26 protein-coding genes are annotated in these 25,692 nt (G+C 74.0%); 11 read left to right on the forward strand and 15 right to left on the reverse strand.

Features of this window, described 5'->3' with window-relative positions; all coding sequences use genetic code 11:
- Nucleotides 1-3: 3 nt before the first annotated feature.
- On the reverse strand, nt 4-1,158 hold the full coding sequence (locus BSL84_RS03345; RefSeq protein ID WP_075969759.1) for a hypothetical protein: 1,155 nt from the start codon (nt 1,156-1,158) through the stop codon (nt 4-6).
- A gap of 249 nt (nt 1,159-1,407) precedes the next feature.
- On the opposite strand from BSL84_RS03345, the gene gvpO reads away from it, so the two are divergent.
- The 8 genes from gvpO (at nt 1,408) to BSL84_RS03385 (ending at nt 5,254) form a co-directional block, all read left to right on the forward strand.
- Entirely contained in the window at nt 1,408-1,791 is a 384-nt protein-coding gene (gene gvpO / locus BSL84_RS03350) for a gas vesicle protein (protein WP_075969760.1), read from the forward strand.
- Between the two features lie 33 nt (nt 1,792-1,824).
- Nucleotides 1,825-2,286 (forward strand): gas vesicle structural protein GvpA, encoded by a 462-nt coding sequence (locus tag BSL84_RS03355; protein ID WP_030029917.1) that lies wholly within the window; start codon nt 1,825-1,827, stop codon nt 2,284-2,286.
- 11 nt (nt 2,287-2,297) lie between these two features.
- Complete coding sequence (locus BSL84_RS03360; protein WP_030029915.1) at nt 2,298-3,008, forward strand: GvpL/GvpF family gas vesicle protein; 711 nt, start codon at nt 2,298-2,300, stop codon at nt 3,006-3,008.
- A gap of 20 nt (nt 3,009-3,028) precedes the next feature.
- A complete protein-coding gene (locus tag BSL84_RS03365; RefSeq protein ID WP_030029914.1) occupies nt 3,029-3,280 on the forward strand; it encodes a gas vesicle protein GvpG in 252 nt (83 codons plus the stop codon).
- Nucleotides 3,281-3,298: 18 nt separating this feature from the next.
- Nucleotides 3,299-3,751 carry a gas vesicle protein gene (locus BSL84_RS03370; protein WP_045322901.1) on the forward strand — a complete coding sequence of 151 codons (453 nt, stop codon included), beginning with the start codon at nt 3,299-3,301 and terminating at the stop codon, nt 3,749-3,751.
- Nucleotides 3,748-4,635 (forward strand): GvpL/GvpF family gas vesicle protein, encoded by an 888-nt coding sequence (locus BSL84_RS03375; RefSeq protein ID WP_045322900.1) that lies wholly within the window; start codon nt 3,748-3,750, stop codon nt 4,633-4,635. Before BSL84_RS03370 ends, BSL84_RS03375 begins: the two co-directional genes overlap by 4 nt.
- On the forward strand, nt 4,632-4,847 hold the full coding sequence (locus tag BSL84_RS03380; RefSeq protein WP_030029908.1) for a gas vesicle protein: 216 nt from the start codon (nt 4,632-4,634) through the stop codon (nt 4,845-4,847). The genes BSL84_RS03375 and BSL84_RS03380 overlap by 4 nt, the downstream gene beginning before the upstream one ends.
- A 71-nt stretch (nt 4,848-4,918) precedes the next feature.
- A complete protein-coding gene (locus BSL84_RS03385) occupies nt 4,919-5,254 on the forward strand; it encodes a gas vesicle protein K (RefSeq protein ID WP_078849104.1) in 336 nt (111 codons plus the stop codon).
- Nucleotides 5,255-5,327: 73 nt separating this feature from the next.
- On the opposite strand, the gene BSL84_RS03390 is transcribed toward BSL84_RS03385, so the two are convergent.
- The 6 genes from BSL84_RS03390 to BSL84_RS03410 form a co-directional block, all read right to left on the reverse strand.
- A complete protein-coding gene (locus tag BSL84_RS03390) occupies nt 5,328-5,591 on the reverse strand; it encodes a GlsB/YeaQ/YmgE family stress response membrane protein (RefSeq protein ID WP_030029905.1) in 264 nt (87 codons plus the stop codon).
- A 39-nt stretch (nt 5,592-5,630) separates the two neighbouring features.
- A complete protein-coding gene (locus tag BSL84_RS36400; RefSeq protein WP_199816239.1) occupies nt 5,631-5,801 on the reverse strand; it encodes a hypothetical protein in 171 nt (56 codons plus the stop codon).
- 105 nt (nt 5,802-5,906) lie between these two features.
- Nucleotides 5,907-7,193: a DUF11 domain-containing protein gene (locus BSL84_RS03395; RefSeq protein ID WP_075969761.1), complete on the reverse strand. Its 1,287-nt coding sequence runs from the start codon at nt 7,191-7,193 to the stop codon at nt 5,907-5,909.
- Between the two features lie 275 nt (nt 7,194-7,468).
- A complete protein-coding gene (locus BSL84_RS03400) occupies nt 7,469-8,425 on the reverse strand; it encodes an ABC transporter ATP-binding protein (protein ID WP_030032850.1) in 957 nt (318 codons plus the stop codon).
- A complete protein-coding gene (locus tag BSL84_RS35970) occupies nt 8,422-11,358 on the reverse strand; it encodes a hypothetical protein (protein ID WP_075969762.1) in 2,937 nt (978 codons plus the stop codon). The genes BSL84_RS03400 and BSL84_RS35970 overlap by 4 nt, the downstream gene beginning before the upstream one ends.
- Nucleotides 11,355-14,684 (reverse strand): ABC transporter permease, encoded by a 3,330-nt coding sequence (locus BSL84_RS03410; RefSeq protein WP_075969763.1) that lies wholly within the window; start codon nt 14,682-14,684, stop codon nt 11,355-11,357. Before BSL84_RS03410 ends, BSL84_RS35970 begins: the two co-directional genes overlap by 4 nt.
- Before the next feature lie 203 nt (nt 14,685-14,887).
- Here BSL84_RS03410 and BSL84_RS03415 point away from each other — a divergent pair, with 203 nt between their 5' ends.
- Both BSL84_RS03415 and BSL84_RS03420 read left to right on the forward strand, forming a co-directional pair.
- Entirely contained in the window at nt 14,888-15,664 is a 777-nt protein-coding gene (locus BSL84_RS03415) for an ABC transporter ATP-binding protein (protein WP_075969764.1), read from the forward strand.
- 208 nt (nt 15,665-15,872) lie between these two features.
- Nucleotides 15,873-16,589, forward strand: a complete 717-nt coding sequence (locus tag BSL84_RS03420) for a scabin-related ADP-ribosyltransferase (protein WP_030029012.1) — start codon at nt 15,873-15,875, stop codon at nt 16,587-16,589.
- 57 nt (nt 16,590-16,646) lie between these two features.
- Here the strand turns inward: BSL84_RS03420 and BSL84_RS03425 are convergent, their stop codons facing one another.
- The 5 genes from BSL84_RS03425 to BSL84_RS03445 form a co-directional block, all read right to left on the reverse strand.
- Entirely contained in the window at nt 16,647-17,384 is a 738-nt protein-coding gene (locus BSL84_RS03425; RefSeq protein WP_075969765.1) for a VOC family protein, read from the reverse strand.
- Between the two features lie 231 nt (nt 17,385-17,615).
- Complete coding sequence (locus BSL84_RS03430; RefSeq protein WP_075969766.1) at nt 17,616-18,806, reverse strand: acyl-CoA dehydrogenase family protein; 1,191 nt, start codon at nt 18,804-18,806, stop codon at nt 17,616-17,618.
- 189 nt (nt 18,807-18,995) lie between these two features.
- The gene (locus BSL84_RS03435) at nt 18,996-19,571 is read right to left on the reverse strand and encodes a hypothetical protein (RefSeq protein WP_075969767.1); all 576 of its coding nucleotides are present in this window, start codon (nt 19,569-19,571) and stop codon (nt 18,996-18,998) included.
- A gap of 19 nt (nt 19,572-19,590) precedes the next feature.
- Nucleotides 19,591-20,427: a class II fructose-bisphosphate aldolase gene (locus tag BSL84_RS03440; RefSeq protein WP_075969768.1), complete on the reverse strand. Its 837-nt coding sequence runs from the start codon at nt 20,425-20,427 to the stop codon at nt 19,591-19,593.
- The gene (locus BSL84_RS03445; RefSeq protein WP_075969769.1) at nt 20,424-21,326 is read right to left on the reverse strand and encodes an SIS domain-containing protein; all 903 of its coding nucleotides are present in this window, start codon (nt 21,324-21,326) and stop codon (nt 20,424-20,426) included. The genes BSL84_RS03440 and BSL84_RS03445 overlap by 4 nt, the downstream gene beginning before the upstream one ends.
- Nucleotides 21,327-21,552: 226 nt before the next feature.
- On the opposite strand from BSL84_RS03445, the gene BSL84_RS03450 reads away from it, so the two are divergent.
- Complete coding sequence (locus BSL84_RS03450) at nt 21,553-22,332, forward strand: DeoR/GlpR family DNA-binding transcription regulator (RefSeq protein ID WP_075969770.1); 780 nt, start codon at nt 21,553-21,555, stop codon at nt 22,330-22,332.
- Between the two features lie 29 nt (nt 22,333-22,361).
- Here the strand turns inward: BSL84_RS03450 and BSL84_RS03455 are convergent, their stop codons facing one another.
- The 3 genes from BSL84_RS03455 to tdh all read right to left on the reverse strand — a co-directional run bounded on the left by BSL84_RS03455 (nt 22,362) and on the right by tdh (nt 25,634).
- Nucleotides 22,362-23,276: a LysR family transcriptional regulator gene (locus BSL84_RS03455; RefSeq protein WP_075969771.1), complete on the reverse strand. Its 915-nt coding sequence runs from the start codon at nt 23,274-23,276 to the stop codon at nt 22,362-22,364.
- Nucleotides 23,277-23,288: 12 nt separating this feature from the next.
- The gene (locus tag BSL84_RS03460; protein WP_030031146.1) at nt 23,289-24,506 is read right to left on the reverse strand and encodes a glycine C-acetyltransferase; all 1,218 of its coding nucleotides are present in this window, start codon (nt 24,504-24,506) and stop codon (nt 23,289-23,291) included.
- Nucleotides 24,507-24,605: 99 nt separating this feature from the next.
- A complete protein-coding gene (gene tdh, locus BSL84_RS03465) occupies nt 24,606-25,634 on the reverse strand; it encodes an L-threonine 3-dehydrogenase (RefSeq protein ID WP_030031145.1) in 1,029 nt (342 codons plus the stop codon).
- Between the last annotated feature and the right edge of the window lie 58 nt (nt 25,635-25,692).

The raw sequence follows: 25,692 nt of genomic DNA on the forward strand, positions 1-25,692 counted from the left end.
GGTTCACCTCCGCGCCGTCGGCTTGCGGCCGGACGTCTTCTTCGCCGCGGTGGTCTTGGCGGCACTCTTGGACGCGGCCTGGCGGCCGGGGGTCTTCTTCGCCGTGGTCTTCCTCGCGGGGGCCTTCTTCGCGGCGGGCCTGCTCGCCGGCTTCTTCGCCGCCGCCTTCTTTGCCGGTGCCCTGGGTGCCGAGCGTCCGCCCGCGGACTTCTTGGCCGTTGCCTTCTTGGCCGGGGCGGACTTCTTCGCGGAAGCCGCCTTCTTGGCCGGAGCCGGCTTCCCGGCGGGCGCGGCCTTCTTGGCTGGAGCCGGCTTCTTGGCGGGCGCGGCCTTCTTGGCCGGAGCCGGCTTCTTCGCCGGGGCGGACTTCCGGGCGGGAGTCGACTTCTTCGCCGGAGCGGACGACTTCCCGGCTGCGCGCTTGCCGGCGGGTGCGCTGCGCCGTCCCGCCTCGGCCGTACGGCCGGACGCCGGGCGGCGGCGGGAGGGACGCCGGCGGGCCTCGGGCTCTTCCTCGCCCTCTTCGCCCTCTTCACCCTCTTCTTCAGGCTCGTCCTCGTCCTCCGGCTCACGGGCGGACGCCGCGCGGCGGCGGGCCGACCGCCGGCGGGGAGCGGGCTCCTCCTCTTCCGGCTCCTCCTCTTCCGCCTCCTCCTCAGACGCCTCGTCGTCCTGCTCGGCCTCCTCGTCCTCTTCCTCGTACTCCCCTTCCGGTTCCTGCTCCTCGTCGCCTTCGGCGTCCTGGTAGGGCTCCTCGTCGTAGCCCTCCTCGCCTTCGCCCTCGCCCTCGTCCTCGTCCTCGTAGGCGTCCTCGTACTCCTCCTCGTCGGCGTCCTCGTCGTCCCCCCTGCCGACGGCGAGCGTCCGCTGGTGCAGCGAGTCGGCGAGCTGGGACAGCTGACGGTTGGCAGCGGCCGTCAGCGCCTTGCGGCCGGCGTCCAGGGCCTCGCCCCTGATTTGCTCACTGAGCTCGGCGACCTGTGGCATCTCGCCCAGCTTCTTCAGGCCTTGCGCCGCAAGTTCCTTCGGTTCCAGGCCGAGGCGGCGGCCGGCGACGAACGTCGCCAGGCTGAGGGCCATACGACCCTTTTTCGCCCGCCCCAGCACGTAGCCGCCGACGATGGCGGCTCCCAGGGCGATCTTGGTCGTGTCGTCCATGAGCCCTTTCCCTTCACCAGGTGCGCCCGGGGCCTCCGCCTACGCACTCCACGTGCCGCCGCTGTCGCTGCCGCGGGTGCACGCCGGGGTGACGGGGCGCGCTGATCGCTCGGTTACTAAGTGGCTGCCCCGCTGGTGTCAGATATGCCTGGTATGCCACGGAAATATGGGTTTGCCGCGATCTGATGTGTTTGATCTTCATATGAGCGGGCAGCCCTAGAGGCGGCAGTTCGCGAGGAGAGTGGGTTTATGGCCCCAGCAGAGCCCGCGCGCCGTCGGCGCTCGCCGGCGGACGACGGTGAACGCGACGACGCCCGTACGACCGGGCCGGCCCGCAAGGCCCCGCCCCGGAAGACGGACGCGCGCCGCGGCACCCCCGGGGCGGCGGCCGCGATGCGCCTGGCGGCCCAGCAGCTGTCGGAGCTGCTCGGGCGCCCGCCCGAGTCGGTGTCGGCCCTGAAACCCACCGAGGGCGGCTGGGAGGCCCAGGTCGAGGTCGTGGAGCTGGAACGCATCCCCGACACGACCAGTGTCCTGGCCAGCTACAAGGTCACGATCGACGAGGAAGGGGAGCTGGTCTCCTACGAGAGGACGCGGCGGTACAGCAGGGGAATGATCGATCGGCCGACGTGAGGGGTCCGCCGGCACCGGTGAAGGGAAGCGGCCATGACCGTCATGCCGCAGGGTGGCAGCAGCATCAGCAGAGGCGGGGGCGGCGGCACGAGCCTCTACGACGTCCTGGAACTGATCCTCGACCGTGGGCTGGTCATCGACGTGTTCGTCCGGGTCTCCCTGGTCGGGATCGAGATCCTGAAGATCGACGCGCGGATCGTCGTGGCCAGCGTCGACACCTACTTGCGCTTCGCCGAGGCGTGCAACCGGCTCGACCTGGAAGCCGGACGCAAGGCGCCGGCGCAGCTGACGGACGTCGTCGGCGACATGGTCGAGAGCGGCGCGCACGGCAAGTCCAAGGGCGCGCTCGGCGGGGCGGTGGACGCGGTGACGCAGTCCCTGACCGGCAAGTCCGGAGCCTCCGAGAAGGAGGAGCCGGAGGAGGAAGCCGAGGAGGAAGAGGCCCCGCGGCGCCGTCGGCCCGCACGCCGCCCGGTGCGCCGTGAGAGGGAGTAGGGGGTCAGGCGATGGCTCTGTACGTGTATGCGATCACAGGGGCCGGGCACCCTTGCCGCCTGGAGGGCCTGACCGGCGTCGGCGCGCAGCCCGGGGCGCTGCGAAGCGTCACCGCTGACCAGCTGTGCGCGGTCGTCAGCGACGTGGACGAGGAGGTCCGGCCCAAGCGCCGGGACCTGACCGCCCACCAGGAGGTCCAGACGAGCCTGATGGCGGACGGCGCGGTCCTGCCCCTGCAGTTCGGGTACATCGCCGCCGACGAGCAGACCGTACGGGAAGCGCTGCTGCAGCGCGCGGACCTCTACCTCGATTCCCTGGAGCGGGTCGACGGCTGCGCCGAGTACAACATCAAAGCCTCCCAGGACGAGGAGGCGCTGCTGCGCGAGATCCTGGCGGAGTTCCCCGACGCACGGAAGCTCAACGACCGGATCCGGGAGGGCGACACCGACCCGCGGCTGCCCCTCCAGCTGGGAGAACTCGTCGCCACGGAGGTGCGCGGACGACAGGAGGCGCTGGCTTCCGGCCTCGTCCAGGCGCTGGTCGGGTTCGCCCGCGACCACGCCGTCCGGGCCCCGGTCGACGGCGACGTGCTCAACCTCTCGCTCCTGGTCCACGGCGACCGGAAGGACGAGTTCCTTGACGCGGCGGCGGGGCTCGCCGAGCAGGTCGACGGCGTCGAGTTCCGTATCGGTGGGCCGCTGCCGCCGTACAGCTTCGTCTAGGGCGCTCAGGAGGAGGAGACATGGGGCTGCTGACCGGACTGCTGACCTCGCCGCTGGCGCCTGTGCGGGGCGTGGTGTGGGTGGCGCAGCGCGTCGCCGACAAGGCGAACGAGGAGTACTACGACCCGGCACCCGTCTGGGCGGCCCTCGCCGATCTGGAGGGCAGGCTCCAGCGGGGCGAGATCGATGCCGACACCTTCGAGGCCATGGAGGACGAACTCCTGGACCGGCTGGACGAGATCACGAGATACCGGCAGCAGGGCCTGCCGTGACCTGGGAGGTCGGGGACCGTGACTGACCCGCTCGCCAACCGGCTGGGCCCCTTGCCGTCCCGCGCGACGCCGATGTCCTATCCCCCCGGTTCTTCTTCCGCCAGCCTGGCCGACATCCTCGAACGCGTGCTGGACAAGGGCATCGTCATCGCCGGCGACATCCGCATCAACCTTCTCGACATCGAGCTGCTGACCATCAAGCTGCGGATCCTGATCGCCTCGGTGGACAAGGCCAAGGAGATGGGCATCGACTGGTGGGAGTACGACCCGTCGCTCTCCTCCCGGCACAGCGGCAGTCCGCTGGCCGAGGAGAACCGCCGCCTGCGGGCCGAGGTGGAGGCACTGCGGCGCGAGCGGCTGGGCACCGGGGAGCCCGGTGCGCGGTACGCGGGCGAGGCGGAGGGCGAGACCGCCCGGGAAGAGGACCGGCCGGCTCGAAGCGCCGCCGAGCGGAACAGGCCCGCGCCATGACCTGGGAGGCGACCCTCACCTACGTGTACGCGGTCGCCGTGCCCACGCCTGATCTCGCCCGGGCAGCGGCTTCCCTGCGGGGGGTGGGCGGCGCCGCGCTGTCCTTTCTGCCGCCCCTCGACGAGGCCGATCCGGCGGCCCCCGCGTTCGTCACCAGCCAGGTGCCCCAGGGCGACTGGCGGGAGGAGGCGCTTCGGGCGCACTTCGAGGACCTGGGCTGGCTGGAGAGCACCGCCCGGGCCCACCACCGGGTCATCCAGGCCCTCGGGGACCGGGCGACCGTGCTGCCCCTGCGGATGGCGACGCTGTACCAGGACGAGGAGCGGGCGCTGGCGGCGCTGCGCGAGCAGCGGCCCGCTTTCGCCGAACGCCTGGCCCTCCTGGCCCACCACGCCGAGTACGGTGTGAAGGTCTACGTACGCCCCGGCGCAGGCGGCGACACGGGGCCGGACGCGCCCGGTGCGGAGCCCGCGGCCGTTGTACGCGCTCCCGCGGCCGGCAGTCCGGGGAAGGCCTACCTTCAGGCCCGCAAGCGCCAGCACCACGCCCGGGAGGACCGCTACCAGCAGGCCTCGGCGGCGGCGGAGCGCATCGCCGCGGCGGCGGCTCCGCATGCGACCCACGCGGTGCGCCACCCCGCCCAGTCGGGCCCGCTGACCCGCGGTGAGGCGGGCGGAGACGGTGAGAACGTCCTCAACGACGCGTACCTCGTACCCGAGGAGCGGGCCGAGGCCTTTCGCAGGGCCGTCGAGCGGGCGGGCGAGGGCCTGCCCGGTGTACGTGTCGAGGTCACCGGCCCCTGGGCCCCCTACTCCTTCGCCATGCCGCCCCCGCCGACCGGGGGCTCAGGTACCGGCGGCGCGGCCTCCGGTGGCGCGCCATGACGATCGGCCCGCGAGACGAGTCACTGCCGGGCCGGCAGGTCGCCCTCGTCGACCTCCTCGACCGGCTGCTGGCCGGCGGCGTCGTGATCACCGGGGACGTCGTCCTGTCCATCGCGGACATCGACCTGGTACGGATCTCCCTGCGCGCCCTCGTCACCTCGGTGGCCGGCGGCCCCGATGCGCCCTCGGTCGGCGGCGGTGAGCGGCCGTGAGCGGCGACGTACCGGCCGAGGGCCCCGGCCGGCGCCCGCCGGCTCCGGACCTCCGCGCCGTCGGCGACACCATGGCGGACGCCTTCCGGCTGCTCCAGGCACCGCCCACCGCACCCGGGGACGGCCCGCCCCGGCCAGCGCGCCGGCTGCACACCGACCCCGACACCGTCGGCGAGGACCTGCTCAAGCTCGTCCTCACCCTCGTGGAGCTCCTGCGCCAGCTCATCGAGCGCCAGGCCCTGCGCCGCGTCGACGCGGGCGATCTGACCGACGCGCAGGAGGAGGAGCTGGGGGCGACGCTCCTCGCGCTCCACGACCGGATGGCCGAGCTGTGCGCGGAGCACGGCTACACGCTGGAGGACCTCAATCTCGACCTCGGCCCGCTGGGGCCGCTCCTTCCGCCGTGACCGACGAGAACGGCGCCGCCCTCGCGGGGAGGGCGGCGCCGTTCCGTTCCGCGGTTGTCCGGCCTTCGCCCCCCTATCGCGAGGCGCGACTGAACAAGCGGAAGAGGAGCAGGAGGATGAGAGAGCCGACGATGGCGGCGATCCAGGTCGAGAGCTCGAAGAAGCCGTCGACGGAGTCGACGCCGAAGATCACCTTGCCCAGCCATCCCCCGAGCAGACCACCGGCGATGCCGATCAGTATGGTGACGATGATGCCACCCGGGTCCTTACCGGGCATCAGCATCTTCGCGATGATGCCCGCGAGCAGACCGAGCAGGATCCAAGCAAGTATGCCCATGCTTCCTTCTCGCTTTCAAAATACCCGTGGAAATTCCGGTCAGCGCAGCGTGTCCTTTCCCTTTTCCTTGGCACTCCGCGCCTTGCCCCTGGCCTCAAGGGCCGCACCCTTGGCGGCGAGGGTTTCCTTGCCCATGGCATGGGCCGCCTTGCGCACGGCCTTGCCGGCGACCTGTTCCATTTCGGCCTTCGCCTTCTCACCGACGCCCATGTCGTTCCTTTCGCAGTCCAGCCGTTACGCGTCTGTCCGGATATTTGACTCCGAAACAAAATTCACCTGCGGTGCGGGAATGACGCGCGCTGCCGCAGCGGGCCGTCAGCGGCGGGACACCCGGGTCACGGCCCGGTCGGTGTTGTCGCCCCGCCGCGGGTCGGGCGTGCGGGCGCGTACGGTGGCGCTCGCCACGACGACGGGCCGCTGGGCGGCGCGGACCGTGACGTGGAAGACCCGCAGCTGTCCGGCCCCCAGGGCGTCGATCCGCCGGCTCACCCGGTGGGAGCCGGGGTCGGCGGCGGGGGCCGCGCCCGTGACCTGCGCGCCGCGCGGCAGGTTCAGGGTGACCACCGCGTCCGCCGCGCCGAAGGGCCCCTTGTCGGTCACTGTGACGGTGTAGGTGTACTCCTCGCCTTCGCGTACGGTGGCCGGCGCGCTCAGGCGCACCGCCAGGTCGGCCTTGGGCCGGCCGGCGCCGACCTCGATGCGTCCGATGCGGTCGCCGGCGATCTCGGTGAACCACATACCGCCGTCGGGTCCCGCGGTGATACGGGTCGGGAAGCTGTCCGCCACGGGCAGCGGATAGCGCGCGAACTCGCCCTCGGGGGTGATGCGGCCGATGGCGTTTCCGATCTGCTCGGTGAACCACAGGTTGCCGTCGGGGCCGGTGGCGATTCCGTCGGGGCCGCTGTCCGCGGCCGGCAGGTCGTATTCGGTGACGACTCCCGCGGTGGTGATCCTCCCGATCCGGTTGCCGAAGAGCTCCGTGAACCACAGCGCGCCGTCGGGCCCGGTCACGATGCTCTCCGGGCCGCTGTCCGGGTGGGGCAGGGCGTACTCGGTGACGACTCCCGCGGTGGTGATCCTCCCGATGCGGTCGCCGGGGTCCTCGGTGAACCACAGGTTGCCGTCGGGACCGGTCGTGATGGCGAAGGGCTGGCGCCCGCCGGGGTCCGGCAGGTCGTACTCGGTGACGGCGCCGGCCGTGGTGATCCGCCCGATCCGGCCGGTGACGTCGGTGAACCACAGGTTGCCGTCGGGTCCCGCGGTGATCCCGAGCGCGTCGGCGGTGTCGCCGGGCAGCGGGAACTCGGTCAGTTGCCCGGCAGGGGTGATCCGGCCGATCTTCCTCGTGCCGTTCTCGCTGAACCAGAGGTTGCCGTCCGGTCCCGCGGTGATGCCGCCGGGGGCGCTGCCGGGTGCGGGAAGGGGGTACTCGGTGATCCGCCCGGTCTCGGCACCCGCAGGGACGGGTACGGGGGCCGGGGCGGCGGCCGAGGGCGGTCCGGCCAGCCCGAGGAGCAGCGCGGCGGCCAGGGGGAGGGTCCAGCGGGCGCGGCGGCGTCGGGCCGTGGCGGGCGGGGGCCCGCCCGGGGTTCGGGGGGTCATCGGCGGCGGACCTTTCGGTCGGGGTTCGAGGGCGGGCCCCGTCATCGGGCTCGACCTCTCCGACGGGACCGGCGCTGTCGGGCGGCGCGTGGGGTCGCGACAGCGGCGCGCTCCGGCATGCCGGGGTCGTGCGCGTACTGCAGCGTAGGACGCCGGGTGACGACGCGTCAGTCCGCGGTGGGCCAAGGGGCTGACGCCCAGGGGAGTGCTCGTGCCGCACACCGGGCGGGCCCTGGCCCGGGCCGGTGCGCACCGGGCCGGCCCGGCCGGCGCCCTCAGACCCGGTCGGGGCGCAGTTCGATGTGGTCCTGTGCCAGGTCGACCGCCACCCGGTGCTCCATGCCCAGGGCCTCCAGGAACTTCACGGGGAGCTGGACGCGTCCCGAGCGGTCCAGGACGACGTACTCGCGTTCGCTGATCGATTCCTCGCCGTGCTCGTCGGTGACCAGGCGGCGCAGCACCTCGCTGCTGGTGCGGCCGTCGCGGATCGCCACCGTGCGGCGGACCTCGCCCGCCACCATGGGGTCGTGTGTCACGATGACCACGGTCACGCCGAGTTCCTTGTTGACCGTACGGAAGGCCTCGAACACGGCCGCGGCCGTTTCGGAGTCGAGTTCACCGGTGGGTTCGTCGGCCAGCAGGACCCGGGGGTCGTTGGCCATCGCCACCGCGATCGCGACGCGCTGCTGCTGACCGCCGGACAGTTCCGCGGGGCGCCGGTGCGCCAGGTCGCCGATTCCGAGGGCGTCCAGGATCTCCGCGACCCGGGCCGAGCGGCGCGTGGCCGCGCCGCGCCGTGGGCCTCCGCCCTTCAACTGCATCGGCAGGGCCACGTTCTGGGCGGCCGTCAGGAACGGCAGCAGGTTGCGGGCGGTCTGCTGGAAGACGAACCCGACCGCTTCGCGCCGGTAGCGCAGCCGGTCCCGCGCCGTCAGTTCCAGCAGGTCGTACCCCGCGACCGCGGCGCTGCCCGCCGTGGGGACGTCCAGTCCCGCGAGGATGTTCAGGAGGGTGGACTTGCCGCTGCCCGAGGCGCCCACGAGGGCCACCAGGTCGCCTTGCTCGACCGTCAGCTCCAGACCCTGGAGGGCCTGGACCTCTATGCCGTCGGTGCTGAAGATGCGGACCAGGCGGTCGCAGGCGATGGCGGCGTCCGTCGCCCGGGTGCGGGGTTCCGCGGCGGCCGTCGCCCGGCGGCGCAGCTCCTCGTACGTCGGCTGGTCGCTGTTCAACGCTGGTCTCCCGCTCTCAACTCGGTGGTGATCTGCCGTCGCCCGGATGTCGCCGCCTCGACGAGCACGGCCGCGGCGACCAGGGCGGCCAGGCCCAGGGCCTGGGTCAGTACGGGACCGGCCGTGACCCGTACGCCGGTCGGCACGGTCGCGCCGACCAGGGTGGACAGGTCCATCGCCGGTCCCAGCAGCGCCACCGCGGCGGCCGCCACCAGGGCCCCGCCCAGCGCCGCCGCCAGGGTCTGCGGCAGCGTCTCGGCGAGGATCAGCGCGACGCCCTGCCGGCGGCGGAGCCCCATCGTGCGCAGCCGGGCCAGCAGCGCCGCGCGTTCGGGGACGCTCCGCATCAGCGTCAGCAGCACGGCCAGCAGTGCGAAGCCGGCCGCTGCGGCCACCGAGGCCCAGAAGAGGCGCTGCGCGGACTTCTGCAGTGGATCCGAGCCCAGTTCGGCGACCGCGTCGGCGCTGGTGCGTACGGGATACACCTCGTCGGCCGGCTGCGCCCCCGCGGCCGGGGCCGCGGCCCCGGCGGGGACCGCGGGCGAGGGGGACGCGGAGGCCGGAGCGCTAGGCGTCGCGGAGGCCGACGGGGAGGCGGACTCGGCCGGGAGTGCGCCGCGGACCAGTGCGCGCAGCCGGTCCTCGTCGACGGGGCCGAGGCCGAACCACCGGTTCGGGCGGTCGGCGCCCGCGATCAGGGCCGCCGCGCGGCCTGTGGGCAGGACGACGGTCGCGGCGTCCGCGGCCGGGGCCGCCGGAGTGCAGTCGACCACGGCGGCGCCGCGGACCTGCAGCTCGCCGCCGCTGGCGGGCTGCAGCGTGAGGGGTCCGGAGCCGCCGAGCCGTGCCAGGCCGGAGCTGAACAGTGCGGGGACCGGGGTGTCCGCGGGCTCCCCGCCGGCCGTGGCGAGCAGGGCCGGGTCGAAGGCGCCGCAGCCGAGGGCACGGGACAGTTCCGCGTAGGCGCGCGGCTCGACGACGATCAGGTTGACGTGGCCGGCGCGCTGGGCGGTGCCGCGGACGGAGGAGTCGTGGTCGAGCCACAGCGGCACGGAGGTCCGTACGCCCGGGAGTTCTCCCGCTGCCTTCGCGAGGCCGTCCGGGAGCTCGGCCTTGCCGAGGGCGGAGATCGCCGCGTCGCCCCCGACGGCCAGCCGGGCGACGCCGAGCCGGTTGGATTCGACGGACTGCAGGACGGCGGCGCCGAACCCCCCGGTGGTGATGGCGAGGAGCAGGGCGACCATCGGCAGGACGGAGGGCCCGGAGCGGCCGGCGCCCCCGCCCCCGCTGCCGCGCGCGGCCCGGGCCAGTCCGAGGAAGCCGACCAGGCCGGACCGGCGGCCCGCCGCCCGGGCGAACCATCCCGTCACCACCGGCTGGACCCGCGCCAGCAGCAGCGCGCCGCACAGCGCGAGGAGCAGCGGGGAGGCGACGAGCAGCGGGTCCGGGTCGCCGCCGGCCGGGGCGACCCCGCGGCGGCGGACCTCCAGCACGGCGGCCGCGGTGGCGGCGAGGGCGAGCAGCTCGGCCACGGGCCGCCGCCAGCGCCCGGCGGGGCGGGGCGGGGTCAGCAGCACGGCCGCCCGTACGGGGAAGGCCAGCAGCGCGAGCAGGGCGACGGTCGCGGCCGAGATCAGCGCGGGGGCGAGCCGGGGGGTGGGCAGTAGCAGCAGGGCGAGCGCGGTGGCGGCCGCGGCGGCCGGGAGGACCGTGACGGCGCCCTCGCGCAGGAGCCGGCCGACGATGGCCGAGCGGGAGCCGCCGCGGGCCAGCAGCAGGCGCAGTTCGGCGTCCCGCCGGTCAGCGGCGAGTGCGCCGGCGAGGCAGAGGACGACGAAGGCGACCCCTGCGACCCCGGCGGGTCCGATCAGCGCGAGGGGCGCCGCCGCCTGTCGGCGGTCGTGGGCCTGCCCGAGCAGTTCGGGCAGCCACGAGGTGGTCTGTATCCGCTCGCGCCGGGTGTCGAAGGCGATGGCGGCCGCGGTGGGGCCGGCCACGTACGAGGCGATCTCCTCCCTCGTGGCGTCCAGCCGGTCGGCGCGCAGCCTGTCGACGTCCACCGGGATGCGCCAGAAGTCCTCGGCGTTGTGGCCCCACAGGTCCATCCGGTCGAGGTCGCCGGCCCCGATGAAGGCGTCGGCCTCCCACAGGTAGCTCTCGCCGACGAAGGTCTTGCAGGCGCGCGGGAGGCAGTCCAGGTTCACCCAGAAGTCGTCGGCCTCGTCGGAAACCGTGTAGAGGCCGACGACCTCCACGGAGGGGGTGCCTTCGGTCAGGGGCTCGCTTGCGAGGACGGAGCCCACGCCGGCGCCGATGGTGTCGGCGGCGTTGCGTGACAGGGCGACCTGGAGGGGTGGGTCGTAGGAGGCGGCTCCGGCGGACCGGGGGGTGTCCCCCGGCCAGCGGCCCTCCACCAGTTTCACGTGGTCCTGTGCCTGCTCGATGTACAGCAGGGACATCTTGGGCGGGAGGCCGTGCGGTCGGGCCAGTTCGGGATTGGCCAGCGGCTGGCGTTTGGTGGTGCGCGTGCCGTGGACGACCTTGTCGGCGTCGGCGTGGAAGGTGTTCCCGGTATGAGCGAGGAGGCTCTTCAGCGTCCGGTCCAGGGCTTCGGCGCTCTGTCCGGTCGCCGGTGCCGGCGCGGCCACCTGGAGGGCGGCCCGGGTCGGCCCGCTGTTGTGCAGGAAGGACCGCAGGGCCTGGTCGGCGCCCCGGTCCTGGGCCCGGGGCAGGGCGGCGGCGAGCAGCACGGCGACGAAGGCCAGCGCTGCGGCGAGCAGGGTGCCGAGCGGGGCCGCGCGCAGCCGGGTCCGGACCCACGGCGCGGGCCGCGGCCCGGGCTTCGGGGCGGCGGACGGGCGCGGGGCGGACGGGCGCGGGGCGGACGGGCGCGGGGCGGACGGCGGCGGGGTGGACGGCGGCTGGGTGGTCACATCTCCTCCACGGGGCGCAGCCGGGCGGCGATGTCGCGGCCCCGGGGGCCGCTGAAGACGGCCGACAGCAGGGGAACGGCGGCGATGGCGGAGGCCGTCAGCAGGATCTGCCAGGACGACATGTCCACCTGTACGGGCGGGAACGGCCGGCCGGCCGAGGGGGTGAGCACGACCAGGGGCGCCATCAGGTGGACGAGGGCGACGCCGAGCCCCGCTCCGACGGCGGTGCCCACGGCGATCAGGACCCCGCCCTCGGCCGCTGCCGCCAGGGCCAGCGTCCGGCGCGGTGTGCCGAGCGCGAGCAGGACGGAGAACTCCCGTCCGCGCACCCTTCGTTCGGCGGCTGTGGCGGTCGCGAAGCCGATGGCGGCCAGGACCGCGCAGGCGACGGCGAGGGCGGCCAGCGCGCTCTGCGGGCCGGCGCTCAGCGGGTCGTCGAGCAGGCGGTCGGTGATCTCCTCACGGAGTTGGACGCGCTCGGTCCTGACGCCCGCCCGCAGTTCGGCGGCCGCGCGGGCCGGGACCGGGTCGGCGGCCGAGGCGGCGGGCAGCCACCACTCGGCGGGTACGGGAGGCTGCCGCCCGGCGGATTCCACCAGGAAGCGGCCGAGGACGCGCAGGTCGGCGGCGATCGCCGTGCGTCCGGCGACGGGGAGGGAGTCCACGGCGGCGGTGATCCGCATGGAGACGGTCGTTCCGTCGATCGGGACCGGGACGGTGTCCCCGACGGAGGCGCCCACACCGCTCAGGTAGCGGGTGGTGGCGACCGCCGGGACCGCGGCCGGGGCCGGCCCGTCGGGTGCGGGGAACAGCACGGTGGTGGCACCGGCGTCGGTACCGAACCCGCCCCAGTAGCGCAGCCGGGTCAGGTCCGAGGAGCCGGCCGGGGCCGCGGACGCCTCGGGGGCCCGCTGGATCCGCTTCTCCTGTGAGGGCGAGGCCCGCCAGCCGGCTGGGCCGCCGGCGCCGGCTCCCGGTACGGGGACGGCTGCGGCGGCGCCGTCCACGGTGTCGGAGACGCCGATCCGGCGCAGGGCCAGCTCGCTGCCGTCGCCCGGCGGGCCGCCGTCCCCTGCGTAGGAGAGGCGGATGCCGGCCAGGGTCAGCGGCGTCGCAGGCGAACCGACCGGGGCGCCGGTCAGGGTGTCCAGGGGGAAGGTGAGGGTGGCGTCGCCTTGGGCGGGCAGGGTCGCGGACTGCGTGCCGTGGACGGCGCCGAAGCGGTCGCGCAGCAGGACGCTGACGGCTGCCCAGCTCGTACCGGCGGTCCGTACGGTCACGTCCAGGTCGATCCGGCGGGGGGAGCCGGGCAGGGCGACTCCGGGGGCCCGGGCCCCGGCGTCGGCGAGCGGGGCGAACAGTTCGCCCATGTCCCGGCCGCCGCGCAGGTCGGCGCGGAGCGGTACCTGGCCGCCCGCTTTCACGGCGTCCAGTGCGAGGACGTCGGCGACGACCCCGCCGGGCAGTTGCTGCTCCCGGCGCGCCACGGGGTTGAGGCGGTCGCCGCCCGGCAGTGCCCCGTAGCGGCCGCCCTGGCCCATCGCGGTCATGCTGCTCGCGGAGATCCGCAGGCCGCCGGCGGTCGCGAAGTCCGCCTGGTCGCGCTGGGACGCGGACCACGCGGCGTCCTGGCCGAGGGCCAGGATGCCGCTGGAGACGGCCAGTACGAGGAGCAGTACGGGCCCCGTGGCGCGTTCGGGGCGCCGGGCGAGCTGCCAGCCGAACAGGGCGGGGGCCAGGCTCCGGCCGCGTGCGGCGAGCCGTCCCCCGGCGCGCGCCGCGAAGGGCAGCAGGCGCAGGACGAGCAGGGTGCCTCCGCACAGGGCGAGGGCGGGGGCGGCGACGAGGACGGGGTCCACACCGAGCCCGCCGGAGCCGGTGGCGGGCGGCGGTGAGTCCGCGGCCGCGTACTGCGACAGCTGCTGGTAGCCGAGGACGGCGAGGGCCACGACGGCCAGGTCCAGGCCGGAGCGGGCGGCGCCGGCCACCACCGCCTGCCGGCTGCCCGCGCGGCGCAGGACGGCGGCCGAGGCGCCGCGCAGGACGGAGGGCAGCGTCGTCAGCAGGACGCAGGCCAGGGCGCAGCCGGCCGCCACGGGCCAGACCAGCCAGGTGTCCGGGATCTCCAGGTGGACCCGTTCGAGCGGTCCGAACCGGCTGAACAGGCTCAGTAGGGGTGGTGTCAGCAGCGGTGCCAGGACGGCGGCGGGCAGGGCCAGCAGCAGGGACTCGGCCGCGCTCAGGGCGCCGAGCCGCCTTCGCGAGGCGCCGCGCGCGGTGAGCAGGACGCGCTCCGGCTCCTGGCGGGTCGTCACGATGTGGGAGACGAGGAGCAGTGCGGCCGTGGCGAGGACGGCGAGCTGGAGGGCGCCCATCATCAGGGTCGAGCGGGCGACGCGCATGCCGGAGTCCAGCTCGGCGAGGACCTTCGGCAGGTCGGTGGCGGCCCTCAGCGAGGTGGTGCGTTCGAGGTCGGCCGCGGCGGGGGCGGCGGCGCCGCGGACGGCTTCGGCCTCGGGGGTGCGGATGCCGCGCAGGTCCGGGGTGAGGAGGGTGAGGCGGTAGTTCTGCAGGAGCGTGCCGGTCGTGAAGGCGGTGTCGTCCACGAGCAGCGGGCCGTAGGTGGCCAGGGTGCTGGACTGGACTTCGCGCCCGCCGAGGGGGTCGAGCCGCCAGTAGCCGGCGTCCGGGTCGGCGGCCCGGTACACGCCGGTGACCAGCACGGTCAGCGGGGGTCCGCCGAAGCGGTCGTCGAGCCGGACCTCTGCGGGCAGTGCGGACTCGGCGAGGCCGAGCCGGGAGAGCACGGCGCGCGGCACGGCGACCTGGGTCGGCGCCGGGGCGCCGGCAGCGGTACCGGGGGCGGGTGCGGCGGCCGGGGCGGGTGCGGCGGCCGGGGTGGTCGCGGTGGCGGCGACCGGTCCGGGCCACTGGCCGGCGGTCAGCCGTACGTGTTCCCGGCCGAGGGCGGCCAGCAGGGTCAGGTCGGCGTCCTGACCCGAGGCGGCTGCGCCGGGGAGCCCGTACGAGCGGCTGCGGGCCACGCTCTCGGCGGTCACGGGAAGCCGCCCGAAGACCTGGTCCGCGTAGGCCCGGACGGCGGCGTCGTCCTTGGCGCGGTCGGTGGCGGGACGGCCGCTGGTGACGACGACGGTGGTCCGGGGCTGTTCCGGGCCGGTCAGGGCGCGCCGCAGCCCCTCCTCGCCGACGCCACGGGTGAACGCCGTCAGGGCGGTCAGAGCGGTCGCGGTGATGAGTACGGTGAGCAGCACGGCCACGGCGAGCGGCCAACGCCCGCGCAACCGGCGCACGACGAAGCCGAGCACGTGGTGAGTTCCTCCCCCATCCGGACCCCAAATACCGGATAGCGGACGATGTTGTCAGATTCGATCCGAGTACGGAAGGGGCTTGCGTGATTGGTGCGACAGATGCGCAAATGCGATCAGAAAGCTGCAGCGGCAGCGTCCGGCTGCCGCGACACACGGAGCCGGACGCTCCACTCGGACGACCCAACGGGGGGGCACAGGCGATGACGGACCACCAGGACGAAACGGCCACCGCGACGACCACGACGACCACGACGGCCACGGCGGCGCGGCGGGCCGACGGCACACCGATCGTGGTCGTGGACGACGTACGCCACAGCTTCGGCAGCGGGGCGCAGGCGGTCCACGCCCTGCGCGGCGTCTCGTTCGAGGTCCGCCGGGGCGAACTGACCGCCCTCAGGGGCCGGTCCGGCTCCGGCAAGACCACCCTGCTGAACCTCGTCGGCGGCCTCGACACCCCGACCGGCGGCCGGATCGTCGTCGACGGCACCGACCTGGCCACACTGGGCGAGTCCGACCTGCTCGCCCTGCGCCGCGACCGCATCGGCTTCGTCTTCCAGTCGTTCGGCCTGATACCCGTCCTCACCGCCGCCGAGAACGTCGGCGTACCGATGCGGCTGCGCCGCGTCCCCGCCCGGGAGCGCGAGGAGCGCGCCCGGACCCTCCTCGCCATGGTCGGCCTCGCCGACCACGCCGAGCAGCGCCCCGGCGAGCTGTCCGGCGGCCAGCAGCAGCGCGTGGCGGTGGCCCGCGCCCTGGCCAACGACCCCGACCTGATCATCGCCGACGAGCCGACGGGCCAGCTCGACTCGGAGACCGGCCGGTCGATCATGGAGCTGCTGCGGGCGGTGGTGCGCAGCGAGTCGGTCACCATCCTCGTCGCCACCCACGACCCCAATCTGATCGAACTCGCCGACCGGGTCGTGGAACTGCGCGACGGCCGCATCGTCGAGCCCGCCGCGACCGCTGCCGAGGCGTAACCGGCGGACCTGTACGCCGGACCGGAGCGGCGGCCCGGAGCGGCGGCCCGGCGGCCCATCCGCGCACCCGGCCTCAGGCCCCCGCCGGTGAATCCTTTTCCCAGTACGACTGTTCCCCCCGCACGAGTGGTCCGCCCTGCGGCTCGCGGCCCGGCGGTCGGGCGGCACCTCTATAAACGGGGGTGCCCCCTCCCCCACATCTCGACTGATGGGTCGCCACATCATGCTGAAGGCCGCTCTGCGGGTCCTTGCCGCCACCTTCCTCCTCTCCGTCGTCGTCACCCCGACCGCCACGGCCGCGCCGGCGGCTGCCGACGACGACACCACCGCGCCCTGCGGCCCGGTCGTCGAGTACCGGGCCGCTGACTGGTGGCGCACCACCACCGTCGAGCACATCGCCCCCGCGGTGGCCGCGACCGCCTCCGACGAGCGCTGGCAGTGGCGCGAGGACGTCAACACCCTGTGGCGCGGCGACACGAGGGAGAACGTCGAGGAGATCTTCCGGACCGGCTTCACCCCGCGCGGTGACCAGCTCATCCCCCTCGCCGAGTACATCGTCAAGGGCGGCGGGCAGCTCAGCGCCCACCTCAGCACCAGTTGCGACCAGTCGGTGGCCAAGAGGTTCGCGACCTACGGCGCGGAGCAGACCGGCTGGGTGTACGAGATCTACGCGCCCGGCGGCATCGACGTCAACGCGACGGCCCGCGTGAACAACTACCAGTCGCCGTACCTGTGGAACAAGGAGATCGACTTCCCCGGCGGCGTGCGGGGCAACTTCATCAAGGGCGCGTGCAAGTACCGGCTGACGGGCACCGACCCGGTCACCAACGACAAGACCTGGGAGCAGCTCGGCTGCAAGGACAACGGCGGCTTCGCCCCCTACCGGACCGCGCCCGCCGCCGCGCTCGCGCCTCTCGCGCACTGAACCACGGCGGCGGCGGGGAAGCGCCCTGAGACCGGTCGAAGCCCACACCGACGACGATCACGCGGGGGTGAGCAGGCAGAACTCGTTGCCCTCCGGGTCGGCCAGGATGGTCCAGTGGATCTCGGACTGGTCGATACCGGGGTCGGTGGCGCCCAGGGCGCGCAGTCGGGCAGCCTCCGCGGCGAGGTCGGCCCCGGGGTAGGGGCGGACGTCGAGGTGGACCCGGTTCCACACGGTCTTGGTGTCGGGTGTGCGGACGAACTCCAGGTACGGGCCGACGCCCTGGGCGGAGCGCAGGGACGCCTGGTCGCCGGTGACCCCGTGCACCGTCCAGTCCGTCGCCCGGCCCCAGAACCGGGCCATCTCGCGCGGGTCCGCACAGTCCACCACGACCGCGGCGACCGGCCCGGTGTCCCGGTAGACCGGGCGGGGCTCCAGGACGCAGAACTCGTTGCCCTCGGGGTCGGCCATGACCGTCCAGGGGACGTCGCCCTGCCCCACGTCGGCGAGCGTCGCGCCGAGGTCCTTCAACCGCGCCACCAGCTCCGCCTGATGGGCGGTGGAGGTGGTGGCCAGGTCCAGGTGCACCCGGTTCTTCACCGTCTTGGGCTCCGGGCGGGCGATGATGTCGATGCAGACGGCCACGGGGTCCGGGTAGGAGAAGCCCACGGGTTCGAGGTTGGTCACGCCCGGCCCCTCGCTGTCGACACCCCAGCCGAGCGCCTCCGCCCAGAACCGGCCGAGCGCGGAGTCGTCGTGGGCCTTCATGTTGATCTGCACGAGTCGTGTCGCCATGGCCCGATCCTAGGCCGTGTCTGACAAATCCCGCCTGGCGCTCGACGCCCGGCACGCACACTCGCTGCGTTGTCGGAGTCATCCACGTACGCCAGTACAAGGATGATCCTCCGCCTTGCGATCGCACGCACCGGACGCCGCGCGCCCCGCCCTGCGGGCGGACGGCGCAATTTGTCAGACACCGCCCTATGCCCTGGCCACAGGGGTTCGCCAGGTCACGGAACCGCCCTCTCAGCGGCGGACGCGGGGCATGCCCAGGCCGATCCACGAGATGATCTCGCGCTGGATCTCGTTGTTGCCGCCGCCGAAGGTGAAGATGACCGCGCTGCGGTAGCCGCGTTCGAGCTCGCCGTGCAGGACCGCGCCGGCGGAGCCGTCCTTGAGCGGGCCGGCCGCGCCGACGACCTCCATCAGCCAGGCGTACGCGTCGCGGCGGGCCTCGGAGCCGTACACCTTGACCGCGGAGGCGTCCTGCGGGGTCAGGGTGCCGGCCTGTACCGCTTTCACCATCTGCCAGTTGAGGAGCTTCATCGCGTCGAGGCGGGCGTGGGTGCGGGCGAGCCTGCCCCGGACCCAGGACAGGTCGACGACCCGGCGGCCGTCGGCGAGCTTGGTGGACGCGGCCCAGCGCTGGACGTCGTGGAGGGCCCGGATCGCCATCGTGCCGTGCGCGGCCAGGGTGACGCGCTCGTGGTTGAGCTGGTTGGTGATCAGACGCCAGCCCTGGTTCTCCCGGCCGACGCGGCGGGCGGCGGGAACCCGGATGTCCTCGTAGTAGCTGGCGGTGGTGTCGTGGGAGGCGAGGGTGTTGATGAGGGTGCAGGAGTAGCCGGGGTCGGAGGTCGGGACGAGGAGCATGGTGATGCCCTTGTGCGCTGGGGCGTCCGGGTCGGTGCGCACGGCGAGCCAGACCCAGTCGGCGGTGTCGCCGTTGGTGGTCCAGATCTTCTGCCCGTTGACCACGTAGGTGCCGGTCTCCTCGTCGCCCTCGCGGACCGCCCGGCACTTGAGTGCGGCGAGGTCGGTGCCCGCGTCGGGCTCGCTGTAGCCGATGGCGAAGTCGATCTCCCCGGAGAGGATTCCGGGCAGGAAGTACGCCTTCTGCTCGTCGGTGCCGAACTGCATGATGGTCGGCCCTACCGTGTTGAGCGCCATCAGGGGAAGCGGGACGACCGCCTGCGCGGCCTCGTCGAAGAAGATGAACTGGTCCATCGGGGTCATCCCGCGGCCCCCGTACTCCTTCGGCCAGCCGACGCCGAGCCAGCCGTCCGCGCCGAGCCTGCGGAGGGTCTCGCGGTAGAACCGCTTCTGGGCCGCCGGGTCCTCGTAGCGGGCGTAGACGTCCGCGGGGACCAGCTCGGCGAAGTAGGCGCGCAGCTCGGTGCGCAACTGCTGCTGCTCAGGCGTGTATTCGAGGTGCACGGGCCCCTCCGGGAATCTCGCGGCCACAGCGGGTCGCTGCGATGGCGGCGGTCAGATTAGAACCTGTTGCAAGAATCCGGAAGGACCTTCGCGCCGGCCGTTCGGCTCCGGTGGGCATGTTCGCCACGCCGGCCTGCTCCGCGAGCGGATCGACGGGGCCGTGGGTATCCGACGCCCGCCCTCCGCCCGTCAGGTGTAGAGGTACAAGAGGTCGAAGCGGACCAGGTCCCGGGCCGGGTCGAAGTGGTACCGGCCCGACGGGTTCCCCTCGGACTGTCCCTTGTTGGCGTGGGCGTCGAAGCGCGGGCTGTGCTGCCAGGCCGCGCCCGCCGGGGCGTACGGCTCCAGCTCCGCCGGCAGGGCGGACGGCGCGGCGCCGCCGGACGTGAACGCGTACTCCGCCCTGCCCGTGACGGCCGCGGCCCCGCCGGCCGCCAGGCGGGCGATGCCGACCAGGCGGATCCTGGAGTCGGGGCCCGGGACCGTGCGGCTGCCGCCGGACGGTTCGTCGATGTCGTAGCCGAGCCAGTGCGCCTCGACGAGGGTCCCCACGTACGGTCCGAAGCGCGCGTTCAGCGGTTCCGGATCGGTCCGCACCCGCACCCGCGGCCCGGACGGGGCCGGTCCGGGCCATACGGCGTACGCCGTACCCGCGCAGGCGGCCAGCAGCGGGACAGCGGCGAACAGCAGGAAGCGCCTGCGGTCGGCAGGTGCCCGCCGTCCCCGCTGCTCGCGCTGTCCCGGCTGCTCCCGCCGTACCTCCACGACCGCCCCCGATGCCTGCTCAGTTGAGGGCGCCGATCATAGCCGTGGCCGTCGCCGCCATCGCCGTACGGGCCGCCGTCAGATACGGCCGGGGGTCCGCCGGGGTGAGGTGGGTGCGGATGGCCTCCGTCATGGCCAGGTTCAGAGCGGTACCGATGTTGACCTTGCGGATGCCGCCCGCGACGGCCGCCGCGAGCTCGGAGTCCGGCAGCCCGGAGGAGCCGTGCAGGACGAGCGGTACGTCCACCGCCTTGGCGAGCCTGGCCAGCAGCACGTGGTCGAGGGCGGCCGTCCGGCTGGTCATCGCGTGGCTGCTGCCGATGGCGACGGCCAGGGCGTCGACCCCGGAGTCGGCGACGAACCGCCGTGCCTCGTCGGGGTCCGTACGGGCGCCCGGCGCGTGCGGGTCAGGCGGGGCGGCGCCGTTCTTGCCGCCGACCTCGCCGAGTTCGGCCTCGATCCACAGCCCGTTGGCGTGCGCCCAGTCGGCGGCCGATCGGGTGGCCTCCAGGTTCTCGGCGTAGGGGAGCTGCGCGGCGTCGTACATCACCGAGCTGTATCCGGCGTCGCAGGCCTGCCGCAGCAGCTCGGGGCTCTTGACGTGGTCGAGGTGCAGGCCGACCGGGACTCCTGCCGCCTCCGCGCACGCGACCGCGGCGCGGGAGATCGGCAGCAGCCGCCCGCCGCGGAACCTCACGGCGTTCTCGCTCAGTTGGAGGATGACGGGCCGCCCGGCCGCCTCGGCGCCGGCGACGACGGCTTCGGCGTGCTCCAGCGTGATGATGTTGAAGGCGGCGACGGCACGGCCCGCCCCGGAGGCCTCGCGGACCAGCGCGCCCGCCTGGACGAGGGTCATCGGACCGCCTCCTCGCCGGTGGAGAGGACCACCGAGCGGGTCAGGTTGCGGGGCGCGTCGGGGTCCAGGCCGCGGCCGGCCGCGACGGAGAGGGCGAGGCGGTGCACGCGGACCAGTTCGGCGAGCGGATCGAGCCGCCCGGCCACCCAGTGGCCGCCCGTCCGGCGGACCTGTTCGGCGAGCCCGTCGGGGGCCTCGTCGAGGGACCAGGTGACGGTGCCGGGCCCGGAGATGCTGACCGGCCCGTGCCGGTACTCCATCGCCGGGTAGGACTCGGCCCAGGACAGCGACGCCTCCCGCATCTTCAGGGCCGCCTCGTGGGCGAGCCCGACGCTCCAGCCGCGGCCGAGGAAGGTGAACTGGCCCCGGCTCGCGAGCTCCGCGGGGAGCGGCTCGTCGAGGGCGGTGCGGGCATCGGCGACGGCCTCGGCGCGGTGCAGCCCGACGTGGGCCCTCAGCAGGGTCAGGGCGGTGGTCGCGAAGCGGGTCTGCACGACGGACCGCTCGTCGGCGAAGTCGAGGACGACGAGCTCGTCCGCCAGTGCCGCCACCGGGGTCGCCGGGTCGCCGACGACGGCGGTCGTGGGCACACCCGCGTCCCGCAGTGCGGCCAGCAGGTCCAGGACCTCGGTGGTGGTGCCGGAGCGGGTCAGGGCGAGGACCCGGTCGTAGCGGCGGTGGCGCGGGAACTCCGAGGCGGGGAAGGCGTCGGTCTCGCCCTGCCCGGCCTGCTCCCGCAGCGCGGCCGCCGCCTGGGCCATGTAGTACGAGGTTCCGCACCCGGTGATCGCGGTGCGCTCTCCCGGCTGCGGCAGCACCGCCCGCCGGGCCGGGGCCAGTTCGGCGGCCCGCTCCCAGCATGCGGGCTGTGTGCCCAACTCGTACGCGACGTGACTCATGCAGGCTCCCTCGTGCGACAGACGGGTCTGAATGCGTTGGACGTGCCGGCCGTGCGTGCGCCTTCCTGCGCCCTTGCTGCGCTTTCCTGCAACTTATCGAGCAGTTTCACGCAACTTCAAGCAACCACGGGCTGATCGACTGGGTTAATGTCGCCGGGCGGCCCGAAGGAAGCGAACCGGACGGCCGCGGGACGGACACGGGACGAGCACGGTGAGGGGCCGGTCGATGACCCGCAAGGAGCGCTGGCAGACACTGCTGGACCTGCTGGTGGAACGGGGCGAGCTGGAGGTGGAGCCGGCGGCCGAGGCCCTCGGGGTGTCCGCCGCGACCGTCCGCCGCGACCTCGACCGGCTCGCCGAGCAGCAGCTGCTGGTCCGCACGCGCGGCGGGGCGGTGGTGCACGGCGTCTCCTACGAACTCCCGCTGCGCTACCGGACGTCACGGCGCGCGGCCGAGAAGGGCCGGATCAGCAGGGCCGTCGCCGCGCTGGTCGCCCCGGGTGAGGTGGTCGGTCTGACGGGCGGCACCACGACCACGGAGGTGGCGCGCACCCTGGCCGGCCGGCCGGACCTGGCCCAGGGCTCGCCGGCCCTCACCGTGGTCACCAACGCCCTCAACATCGCGAGCGAGCTGGTGATCAGGCCGCAGTTCAAGATCGTGCTGACGGGCGGCGTCGCCCGGCCCCGTTCGTACGAGCTGACGGGACCGCTCGCCGAACAGGTCCTCGGGCAGCTCGCCGTGGACACGGCGGTGCTCGGTGTGGACGGCTTCGACCCGCAGGACGGTGCGGCGACCCGGCACGAGGACGAGGCCTCGGTCAACCGCCTGCTGTGCGAACGCGCCCGCCGGGTGGTCGTGGCGGCGGACTCCAGCAAGCTGGGTGTCCGGGCCTTCGCCCGCATCTGCCCGACCTCGGCCGTGGACCTCCTGGTGACGGACACGGACCTCGCGCCCGCGGTGGCCCGCGCCTTCACCGCGGCGGGCGTCGAGGTGGTCACGGTGTGACCGGGCGGGCAGCCGGCCGCGGCCGCCGGTCAGTGGGCGGGCAGCCGCTCCGACTCCCGGACCAGCGCCGCCAGTACGGGGGCGATCAGCGGGTGCGTCTCGGCGCCGCGGCGGGTCGCCGCGAAGACGCGGCGGGTGGCGGCCGGCCCGGTGACCGGGCGGACCTGCACTTCCTTGAGGTCCATGCCGCGCAGCGCGGAGCGCGGTACGAGGGCCACCCCGGCCCCGGCTCCGACCAGCGCCGTCACGGCGCGGAAGTCGTCGGAGGAGTGCGCGAACCGCGGCTGGAACCCGGCCAGTTCGCACGCGAGCAGGGTCACGTCGTGGCACGGGTTGCCGGGGTACTGGCCCACCCAGTCCGAGTCCGACAGGTCCGCCAGCGACACCGCGGGCAGGTCGGCCAGCGGGTGCCCCGCGGGCAGCACCGCGTCGAAGGGCTCCGCGTAGAGCGGGAGGACCGAGAGCCGGCCGTCGTCCGCGCCCGGCGCGCCCCGGTACTCGACCGCGAGCGCGACGTCCGCCTCGCCGTCAAGGAGCAGCGGCAGGCTCTGGTCGCCCTCCGCGTCCCGCACCCGCAGCCGGATCCCCGGGTGGTCGAGCGCGAGCCGGGCGATCGCGGGCGCGAGGACCTCGGCGATGCCCGTCGCGAAGGCGGCGACCGTGACCTCGCCGCCGGCGCCTTCCGCGTACGCGGCGAGTTCGGCCTCCGCCCGCTCCAGCTGCGCGAACACCTCGTGGGCGTGGCCCAACAGGATCTCCCCGGCCGTGGTCAGCCGTACGCCGCGGCCGCTGCGGGTGAGCAGCACGTGGCCCGTCTCCTGTTCCAGCGCCGCGAGCTGCTGGGAGACGGCGGAGGGGGTGAGGTACAGGGCTGCGGCCGCGGCGGTCACCGTACGGTGGTCCGCCACGGCCCGCAGGATGCGCAGCCGGCGGGGGTCGATCACCCCTCCATGATGTCAGCCCTGAGCAGCGGAAAGCGCCGCGCGGGCGTCGGTGAAGGCGGCCACCGCGCGCTCCACGTCGGCCGTGGAGTGGGCGGCGGAGAGCTGGACGCGGATGCGCGCCGCACCCATCGGCACCACCGGGTAGGAGAAGCCGATCACGTAGACGCCGCGCTCCAGGAGCAGCTCGGCCATGCGGCCGGCCTCCGCCGCGTCGCCGATCATCACGGGGGCGATGGCGTGGTCGCCGGGCAGGATCTCGAAGCCGGCCTCGGTCATCCTGCTGCGGAAGAGCGCGGTGTTGGCGGCGAGGCGTTCGCGCAGGTCGCCGGCCGATTCCAGCAGGTCGAGGACCTTGAGGGAGGCGGCCGCGATGACCGGGGCGAGGGAGTTGGAGAAGAGGTACGGGCGCGAGCGCTGGCGCAGCAGCTCGACGATCTCGGCACGCGCGGCGACGTAGCCGCCGGAGGCGCCGCCGAGGGCCTTGCCGAGGGTGCCGGTGATGATGTCGACGCGGTCCATGACACCGTGCAGCTCGGGGGTGCCGCGGCCGCCGGGGCCGACGAATCCGACGGCGTGGGAGTCGTCGACCATGACCATGGCGTCGTATCGCTCGGCCAGGTCGCAGATCTCCTGGAGCGGGGCGACGTAGCCGTCCATGGAGAAGACGCCGTCGGTGACGATCAGCTTGCGGCGGGCGCCGCCCTCGGCGGCCTCCTTCAGGCGCGTCTCCAGCTCGGCCATGTCGCGGTTGGCGTAGCGGAAGCGGCGGGCCTTGGAGAGGCGGATGCCGTCGATGATGGAGGCGTGGTTGAGGGCGTCGGAGATGACCGCGTCCTCGGCGCCGAGAAGGGTCTCGAAGACGCCGCCGTTGGCGTCGAAGCAGGAGGAGTAGAGGATGGTGTCCTCCTGGCCGAGGAAGGCCGAGAGCCGCGCCTCCAGCTCCTTGTGCACCTCCTGGGTGCCGCAGATGAAGCGGACGGAGGCCATGCCGTAGCCCCAGCGGTCCAGGGCGTCCTTGGCCGCGGCGACGACCTCGGGGTGGTCGGCCAGCCCCAGGTAGTTGTTGGCGCAGAAGTTGAGCACCTCACCGGCAGCGCTGCCGGCGCCGCCCGAGGTGACGGCGACGGCCGCGCTCTGCGGGGTGCCGATGACGCGCTCGGGCTTGTGCAGACCGGCGGAGCGGATCTCGTCGAGGGTGGTGCGGAGGTCGTCGCGGACGGTCTCGAACATGCTGCGTTCTCCTTGTGCGGCGGAGGGGCCGGGCCCCGCGGAGGGGGGAGGGTTTGCGGGGCCCGGCCGGAGGGAGATGGTTCGTGGGGGGTGGGGCGGTTACGCCGTCCAGTCCAGGATGATCTTGCCGCTGCGGGCGGTCGCCGCCTCGTCGAAGGCGGCCTCGAAGTCGCGGTGGGAGTAGCGGCCGGTGATGACGGGGCTGAGGTCGAGCCCGCCCTCCAGGAGCACCGTCATCGCGTACCAGGTCTCGAACATCTCACGCCCGTAGATGCCCTTGATCGTGATCATCGAGGTGACGACCTTCGCCCAGTCGACGGGGAACTCCGTCGCGGGCAGGCCCAGCATGGCGATCCGGCCGCCGTGCGTCATGTTGTCGATCATGTCCCGCATGGCCTCGCCGCGCCCGGACATCTCCAGGCCGATGTCGAAGCCCTCGCGCAGGCCGAGCTGCGCCTGGGCCTCGGCGATGGAGGACTCGGCGACGTTCACGGCGAGCGTGGCACCCGCCTTGCGGGCGATCTCCAGCCGCTCGGGGCTCACGTCGGTGATGACGACGTTGCGCGCGCCGGCGTGCCGGGCGACGGCGGCCGCCATGATGCCGATCGGGCCGGCGCCGGTGATCAGCACGTCCTCGCCGACCAGCGGGAAGGACAGCGCCGTGTGCACGGCGTTGCCGAAGGGGTCGAAGATCGCGGCGACGTCCAGGTCCACGGCCGTGCGGTGCACCCACACGTTCTGCGCGGGCAGGACCACGTACTCGGCGAAGGCGCCGTCCCGGCCCACGCCGAGGCCGATGGTGCTGCGGCACAGGTGGCGGCGGCCGGCGAGGCAGTTGCGGCACTTGCCGCACACCAGGTGGCCCTCTCCGCTGACCAGTGCGCCGGGCTCGATGTCCGCCACGTCCGCGCCGACCGCCGCGACCTCGCCGACGAACTCGTGGCCGAGGACGAGGGGCGTCCTGACGGCGCCCTGCGCCCAGCCGTCCCAGGAGCGGATGTGCAGGTCGGTTCCGCAGATGCCGGTGCGCAGCACCTTGATCAGCACGTCGCCGGGGCCGTACTCGGGCTCCGGGACGTCCATGAGCCACAGGCCGGGTTCGGCTTTGTGCTTGACGAGTGCCTTCATGGGTGGCTCCAGGCATGCGGAAGGGGGCGCCGTGGGCGTGCGGGGCCCGCGTGGCGTC

The sequence above is a fragment of the Streptomyces sp. TN58 genome (assembly GCF_001941845.1).
Lineage (GTDB): Bacteria > Actinomycetota > Actinomycetes > Streptomycetales > Streptomycetaceae > Streptomyces.